The organism is Sneathiella marina (assembly GCF_023746535.1).
Taxonomy (GTDB): domain Bacteria; phylum Pseudomonadota; class Alphaproteobacteria; order Sneathiellales; family Sneathiellaceae; genus Sneathiella; species Sneathiella marina.
Window position 1 is genome coordinate 3,082,103 of sequence record NZ_CP098747.1, and the last position, 7,898, is coordinate 3,090,000.

The 7,898-nt window shown below is 53.2% G+C and carries 3 protein-coding genes, 1 tRNA gene and 2 rRNA genes (1 of these 6 cut by a window edge); 3 read left to right on the forward strand and 3 right to left on the reverse strand.

The features are described from left to right. Positions 1-94: 94 nt before the first annotated feature. The 3 genes from NBZ79_RS14870 to NBZ79_RS14880 are packed head-to-tail and all read left to right on the forward strand — an operon-like array spanning position 95 to position 5,653. Entirely contained in the window at positions 95-919 is an 825-nt protein-coding gene (locus tag NBZ79_RS14870; protein ID WP_251933333.1) for an ImuA family protein, read from the forward strand. Then, entirely contained in the window at positions 831-2,405 is a 1,575-nt protein-coding gene (locus tag NBZ79_RS14875) for a Y-family DNA polymerase (protein ID WP_251933334.1), read from the forward strand. The genes NBZ79_RS14870 and NBZ79_RS14875 overlap by 89 nt, the downstream gene beginning before the upstream one ends. Then, positions 2,402-5,653 carry an error-prone DNA polymerase gene (locus NBZ79_RS14880; RefSeq protein WP_251933335.1) on the forward strand — a complete coding sequence of 1,084 codons (3,252 nt, stop codon included), beginning with the start codon at positions 2,402-2,404 and terminating at the stop codon, positions 5,651-5,653. Before NBZ79_RS14875 ends, NBZ79_RS14880 begins: the two co-directional genes overlap by 4 nt. A 105-nt stretch (positions 5,654-5,758) precedes the next feature. Here the strand turns inward: NBZ79_RS14880 and NBZ79_RS14885 are convergent. The 3 genes from NBZ79_RS14885 to NBZ79_RS14895 all read right to left on the reverse strand — a co-directional run. Beyond that, positions 5,759-5,835, reverse strand: a tRNA-Met gene (locus tag NBZ79_RS14885). Between the two features lie 343 nt (positions 5,836-6,178). Further along, a 5S ribosomal RNA gene (gene rrf / locus NBZ79_RS14890) occupies positions 6,179-6,293 on the reverse strand. A gap of 196 nt (positions 6,294-6,489) precedes the next feature. Next, positions 6,490-7,898, reverse strand: a 23S ribosomal RNA gene (locus NBZ79_RS14895); it runs 1,337 nt beyond the window's last position.

A 7,898-nucleotide genomic window follows, 5' to 3' on the forward strand; every position in this document is an offset into this window, starting at 1 on the left:
CCTGGAATTAGAATCTTTTAACTTGAATGTTCTTGTTTTGTTCTTTATATTGTCCTGTTCCCGTGAACCCATAAAACAGGATTCCAGAACAAGAATGTCACCCTATAAACGACACATGCTCACCCAGTTGAGGGAACATATTGAAACGCGCCATATTGCGCTGGAGTCCTCCCCACGCCCCTCTTTCCCACAAGCCGCCCCTTTTCTAATCTCCGCTATTGATGGCACATTACCGGATGGCGGATTACCCCGTGGGGGCGTTCATGAGGTTATTCCCGGTTGTTATGCCGACTTTCCAGCGGCCCTTGGGTTTATGACCTGTCTTCTTCATCTTATGGAACCGGCAAAAACAACCCCCATCCTCTGGTGCAATCTCGGCAGGCATTCAGACTTCCCTGCATCCCCTTATCCGCAAGGACTGTCTTCTCTTGGGCTCTCGCCCGAGACCATTCTGCATGTGAGTGTTCAGTGTGAAAAAGAAATGCTCTGGGTCTTGGAAGAGGGGCTTTCCTCTCCGGCCTGCCCCCTGGTTGTCGGGGCCTATACAGCGCCTGAAAAACTCTATGATTTTACCGCAAGCCGCCGGCTGTCGGTACGCGCGGCCCGTCATGGCGGAACATTGCTGTTGCTACGCCATCATACCGCCGCAGGGGCCGACGCAGGCCATAAATCAACGGCCGCCATCACCCGGTGGTCTATCGCATCACGCAGCAGCGCAGCAGTGCAATACAGCAACAGCAAAATATCGGCCACAGGCCGTCCCCGTTGGCAGGTAACGTTAACAAGATGCAAGCGGGGGCGGCCTGACAGTTGGCAGTTGGAGTGGGATCATGAGACGTTTTCTTTCCGTTTGGTTACCCCACTGGTCAATGGAGCGGTATCTCCAGAAGAATATGACTATCGGACAGGAACAACATAAGGCCCTGCGGCAAAAAACACCCTTTGCCCTGGTTGCAAGCGGCTCGCGAGGCCAGCATATCACAAGCATAAATATGGCGGCAGAAGACGCAGGGATCACAGTTGGTTTACCTCTTGCCGATGCACGGGCCCTTTGCCCGGCTCTTGCCACGGCGGAAACAATGCCGGATGCGGATGCCGCCGCTCTTGAACAGCTGGCCCTTTGGTGCCTGCGCTATAGCCCGATGGTCACAACACATAAACCAGATGGTTTCGCCCTTGATATCAGTGGTTGCGCCCATCTTTTTGGCGGAGAGCAGGCCATGCTCGAAGCTATGGCGGAAAAAATCCGCCAATTTCACCTGACCCCACGGCTTGCCATTGCGGATACAATTGGCACGGCATGGGCCGCAGCGCGATTTGGCAAAACCACAATTACAGTGGTTGAAGAAGGGGAAACCCGCGCGTTTCTCGCCCCTCTCCCCCTGACCGCGCTGCGTCTCGAGGACAGGACCGTTAAGCGCCTGAAGCAACTAGGCTTACGGCATATTAATGCGTTACTGGATGCGCCACAGGCCCCGCTCACAACCCGATTCGGGCCGCAGCTGATTAAGCGGCTTCATCAAGCAACGGGGGCCGTGCCGGAAATTTTCGGCCCCCTGGTCCCGCCGCCAAGTTACCATGTCCGCTATCCCTTTATAGAACCCGTCATCCAGCTTGAAGCCGTTGAAGTTGTCCTCGGCATCCTTGCCGAGCGCATGATGAGGCAACTAAAACAGATGCGAAAAGGGGCCAGACAGCTGGAGTTACGCCTGTTCCGGGTTGATGGCCATTTGGAGAGGCTATCAGTTGGAACAAGTCGCTTATGTGCCGACGCAGATCATATAACCCTTTTGTTTCAGGAAAATCTCTCTCGCCTCCGGGATGATCTGGATATGGGATTTGGCTTTGATCTCATGACCATGTCCGCCTTCGACGTGGAAAATGTCACTCATATTCAACAAGCATGGGGGAGCCGTAAAGGGGGAATGATAAGCTCACAAGGTCTGGGGCAACTTCTTGATCGCTTTGGGAACCGGTTTGGTTTTGACAAGGTAACTCGTTTCATTCCAGCAGAAAGTTATATTCCTGAGCGCGCCTTTCGCAAAATACCCGCACATAGCGGGACACAGGATACATCATGGCAAGGGACCAACCAGAGAACAGTATCGCGTCCCTTCTTGCTTTTCACCGCTCCCGAACCTGTCATGGTCCTTGCGGAGGTGCCGGATGGCCCGCCCCTCCGCTTTAAATGGCGGCGGCGGCAGCACCGCATTATTGCAGCCGATGGACCAGAACGGCTTTCCCCCGAATGGTGGCGGACATCTTTACAGGATACATCCTTGCAAACACGCGACTATTATCGGGTTGAGGATAGCGCCGGATATCGTTTCTGGCTCTTTCGCGATGGCCTTTATGATCGCGAAGAGGACCATCCCCTCTGGTATTTGCACGGGTTATTTCCATGAAGACGGAAGACCAAAATGCCTCTTCAACATATGTGGAACTGGCAGTAACCAGCAACTTCAGCTTCCTGAACGGCGCCTCTCATCCGGACGAATTGATCCTGACAGCAGCGGCGCTTGGCTATTCCGCCGTCGGTCTTGCCGACAGAAATAGCCTCGCCGGTATTGTTCGGGCACATAAAGCAGCAAAACAGGCACGGATCAGACTGGTGGTGGGGGTTCGTCTTATCTTGATGGACGGATTTGAATGCCTCTGCTTTCCCACAGACAAAGCCGCCTACAGCCGATTGACACAGCTTCTTTCCCGGGGCAACCGACGGGCGGAGAAGGGGGCATGTTATCTGACATTTGAAGATGTGATGGCGTATGGCACAGGACAGATTTTCATTGCCATGCCACCTTATGAGATTCCTGCAGGATTTGAGGCGCAAGTGGCCCGCCTTGCCAAGGCTTTCCCGAAAACGAGCTATGTATCCCTCACCGCCCATTTCACGGGAAATGATTTACAGCGGCTTGACCTGTTGTCGGAACTGGCGCACCGCCAAGCCCTCCCCTCAGTCGTCACCAATGATGTTCTCTATCATATCCCGAACCGCCGCCCGCTGCAGGATGTTCTCACCTGCATTCGCGAACACACAACCATTCAGGAAGCTGGGTTTCAACTGATCGTCAATGCGGAACGGCACTTGAAATCGCCGACGGCAATGCACCGCCTGTTTCCCGGGTTTCAGGAGGCTGTGCGGCGCAGTCAGGATATTGCAGCCAAATGCCGTTTTTCTCTGGATGAGCTGGCCTACCAGTATCCGGATGAGCCGATCGGCGACAGCCCGACCCCCCAGATCGAACTGGAGCGGCTGACCTGGATCGGAGCTCAATCGCGTTATCCAGACGGTATTCCTGAACCGGTAGGGAAAACCCTCAATCATGAACTTGAACTGATCGGTCAATTGGACTACGCCCCTTACTTTCTCACAGTTTACGACATTGTCCGCTTTGCCCGATCACTCGATCCGCCCATTCTCTGTCAGGGCCGTGGTTCCGCGGCCAATTCTGTTGTCTGTTATTGCCTCGGCATTACCTCCGTCAATCCAACGGAAGTTAATTTGCTGTTTGAACGTTTTGTGTCGGCAGAACGGGATGAGCCGCCGGACATTGATGTGGACTTCGAACATGAACGCCGTGAAGAGGTGATCCAGTATATCTATGGAAAATATGGTCGCCACCGGGCCGGGCTTGCCGCAACTGTCGTCACATATCGAACGCGGAGCGCCGTTCGCGAGGTTGGTAAGGCCATGGGCCTGTCGGAGGATGTGGTAAGTGCCCTTGCCAGTAATATCTGGGGACGCAGGTCCACCGGCCTAAGTTGGGAGGACGCGGCTGACATTGGTATTGATCCAATGGATATGACAATCCGTCAGGTTTTGCGTCTGAGCCAGGAACTGATCGGCTTTCCCCGGCATTTGTCGCAACATGTGGGCGGTTTCGTTATTACCCGCGATCCATTGATTGAACTGTCTCCTATTTCCAATGCAGCCATGGAAAACCGCACCGTTGTCGAGTGGGACAAGGATGATCTGGAGACCCTTGGTATCTTGAAAATTGATGTCTTGTCACTTGGCATGCTGACATGCCTGCGTAAAGCCTTTGATCTTTTGTTTACTCATTACGGCGTCCCCATGTCGCTGGCCGCTCTGCCCCGGGATGACCCCGCGACATATGAGATGATTCAGCATGCCGACACCGTGGGCGTCTTCCAGATCGAAAGCCGCGCCCAGATGTCCATGCTACCAAGGCTGAAGCCCGCCAACTTTTATGATTTGGTGATCGAGATTGCCATTGTCCGCCCTGGGCCTATTCAGGGGGATATGGTGCATCCCTATCTCAGGCGCCGGCAGGGGTTGGAGGATGTATCCTATCCATCTGAAGAATTACGGTCGGTTCTGGAAAAAACGAAGGGGGTCCCCCTGTTTCAGGAACAGGCCATGCAAATTGCCATGGTCGGTGCCGGTTTCACAGCGGGAGAAGCTGATGGTCTTCGCCGGGCGATGGCGACTTTTAAGCGCACTGGCGATATTGGCAATTTCAAGAACAAATTTATTAATGGCATGGTGAACCGAGGGTATGAAACTGATTTTTCCGAGAAATGCTTTCGTCAAATTGAAGGGTTTAGCGATTATGGTTTCCCTGAAAGCCACTCGGCCAGCTTTGCCTTGCTTGCCTACGCCTCAGCATGGTTGAAATGTTACTATCCCGACATATTTGCTGCCGCTATCCTTAATTCCCAGCCCATGGGGTTTTACTCAGCATCCAGTCTGGTGCGTGATTTTCGGGAACATGGCGGGACTGTTTTGCCTGTGGACATCAATCAGAGCGATTGGGATTACAAGCTGGAACGAACGGAGCCCGATGCCCGGCACTACTCCTTGCGGCTTGGATTTCGCCAGATACGCGGGGTCAAACAAGCAAGCAGTGAACAGCTTATTGCAGGACGACAGTCAGGCTATGACAGTATCCGTGATCTTTATTTTCGTTCCGGTATCGATATGAAAACACTCGAGGAATTGGCTAATGCAGATGCTTTTCGTTCCATCGGCATGGATCGCCGGGCGGCCCTTTGGGCTGTCCAGGGCCTTTTAGGGCAGAATGGCAAACGTGGAGCCGTTGAAGAGCTACCCCTGTTCTCCCATGCTGCTGCAGCCAATGAAGCCCTCCAGAAAGAAGCCGAAATGGTACTTCCTGCAATGCCGCTCGGTCAACAGGTCATCGAAGATTACCAGAGCTTGCATCTGTCCTTGAAAGCGCACCCTCTCTCTTTCTTGCGTTCCTCGCTGACGGCATCAGGAACACTCACCGCAAGTGATTTACCCAAAAGGAAATCTGGCAAGTGGATAACAATTGCGGGCCTTGTCCTTGCCCGCCAACGCCCGGGGACGGCCGCCGGGGTCATCTTCATGACACTCGAAGATGAAACAGGGACAGCTAACATCATTGTCTGGCCGAAAAAATTCGAAACCTATCGCCGCATCGTCCTGTCCGCCCGTATTGTCCGCGTGAGAGGGGAAATGCAGGCGGAACAAGGCGTTATTCACATCATTACCCACCATATTGAAGATTTGAGTGACCAACTGATCACTGAAATGGAGGAAGAGACAAGTACTTTAAAAGCAGCCAGGCGACAGCTCGGCAAACCCGGTTTATGGAGCCATCCTCGCACAACATCCGTCATGCCAAAGGGCCGCAATTTTCATTGACATAAACAGGCTTTACCTACTTCTACTAAGTGTCCGCGATGGCATAGTCCATAAATATACCGGTCGGGTATATTAAGTTAAAGCATTGATATTATTATGTAAGCTTGGTTGCGGGGGTAGGATTTGAACCTACGACCTTCAGGTTATGAGCCTGACGAGCTACCGGGCTGCTCCACCCCGCGTTGGGTGTTTATGTTTTGGTCCGGGGATTGTGTATTCCGGATCCGGTACGGGTTGTGTGCCCGGTTTGTTTGTGGGCTTCTGGCTTTCGCCGACGGCCTGGGCTGCTCCACCCCGCGCTAAAGCTTTGCTTTATTGCAGCCGGCCCGGGTTTTGCTTTAGCAAAGCCAAGCCGGTCGCGTTGTTTATTTCGTCTCACCGGCCCGGGTTTTGCTTTAGCAAATTGGGGTCGGTTGCGATTATGTTTTTTTCTGTTTTCCCGTTCTGTGGGTGACAGAATGTTAAAAGCACCCGAAGAGGGTGCTTTTAATTGAGATTGTGATGAGGGGTATCTGTTTTTTGCAGGCCTGGCAACGACCTACTCTTCCGTGCCTTAAGACAAAGTACCATCGGCGCTGGGAGTTTTCACGACCGAGTTCGGAATGGGATCGGGTGCAGGCCTCCCGCCATAGCCACCAGGCCGGCAAAAAGCAGATATGAATACATTCTATATTTGGGGTGTGTGTTTTTTGTGATTTAGCTGGTTTCCGATCAGGACGCGACCGCGTCCCGGGCGGATGCCCGAAAGCCTGAGCAGGCGGATGCCTGCGCCGGCGATTGAGGCCAACTACAATTTATCTAATCTGACTACTGTGCATGTCAAAAGTGAAGCACTGAGATCAAACTCTATCGAGTGATTAGTACTGGTCAGCTCCAAGTGTTACCACTCTTCCACCTCCAGCCTATCAACGTGGTGGTCTTCCACGGCTCTCAAGGGATATCTGGTTTCGAGGGGGGCTTCCCGCTTAGATGCTTTCAGCGGTTATCCCTTCCGTACTTAGCTACCCTGCAGTGCCACGGGCGTGACAACAGGTCCACCAGAGGTACGTCCACCCCGGTCCTCTCGTACTAGGGGCAGCTCCTCTCAAATATCCTACACCCACGGCAGATAGGGACCGAACTGTCTCACGACGTTCTAAACCCAGCTCACGTACCTCTTTAATTGGCGAACAGCCAAACCCTTGGGACCTGCTCCAGCCCCAGGATGAGATGAGCCGACATCGAGGTGCCAAACAATGCCGTCGATATGGACTCTTGGGCATTATCAGCCTGTTATCCCCGGCGTACCTTTTATCCGTTGAGCGATGGCCCTTCCACACGGGACCACCGGATCACTATGACCGACTTTCGTCTCTGCTCGACTTGTCAGTCTCGCAGTCAGGCTGGCTTATGCCATTGCACTCAACAACTGATTTCCGACCAGTTTGAGCCAACCTTCGCGCGCCTCCGTTACGATTTAGGAGGCGACCGCCCCAGTCAAACTACCCACCATGCAGGGTCCCGGAACCGGATAACGGTTCGCGGTTAGATATCAAAAGTCAAAAGGGTGGTATTTCAAAGGTGCCTCCACAATAACTGGCGTCACTGCTTCAAAGGCTCCCACCTATTCTACACATTCAAATCCTGATACCACTGCAAAGCTATAGTAAAGGTGCACGGGGTCTTTCCGTCTAACCGCGGGTACTCCGCATCTTCACGGAGAGTTCAATTTCGCTGAGCCTATGTTGGAGACAGCGGGGAAGTCGTTACGCCATTCGTGCAGGTCGGAACTTACCCGACAAGGAATTTCGCTACCTTAGGACCGTTATAGTTACGGCCGCCGTTTACTGGGGCTTCGATTCGCAGCTCTCACCGCTCCTCTTAACCTTCCAGCACCGGGCAGGCGTCAGACCCTATACGTCGTCTTGCGACTTCGCAGAGTCCTATGTTTTTAATAAACAGTCGCCACCCCCAAGTCTGTGCCACCCCCCAATGGTTGCCCATCAAGAGGTACCCCTTCTCCCGAAGTTACGGGGTCATTTTGCCGAGTTCCTTCAACATAGTTCTCTCAAACGTCTCGGTATACTCTACCAGTCCACCTGTGTCGGTTTGGGGTACGGTCTATATTGCTGGAGCTATTTCCTGGAACAGGTTCACAGCAGGTCCAATCCAATAAGGACCCACAATTTACCCCATTCGTCACTTCCAGCAGGTTCAGGAATATTAACCTGATTCCCATCGACTACGGCTTTCGCCCTCGCCTTAG

What these genes read in the sequence shown, in the direction of transcription:
- NBZ79_RS14870 (WP_251933333.1), top strand. Translation starts at nt 95, where the DNA reads ATGTCACCCTATAAACGACACATGCTCACCCAGTTGAGGGAACATATT.
- NBZ79_RS14875 (WP_251933334.1), top strand. Translation starts at nt 831, where the DNA reads ATGAGACGTTTTCTTTCCGTTTGGTTACCCCACTGGTCAATGGAGCGG.
- NBZ79_RS14880 (WP_251933335.1), top strand. Translation starts at nt 2,402, where the DNA reads ATGAAGACGGAAGACCAAAATGCCTCTTCAACATATGTGGAACTGGCA.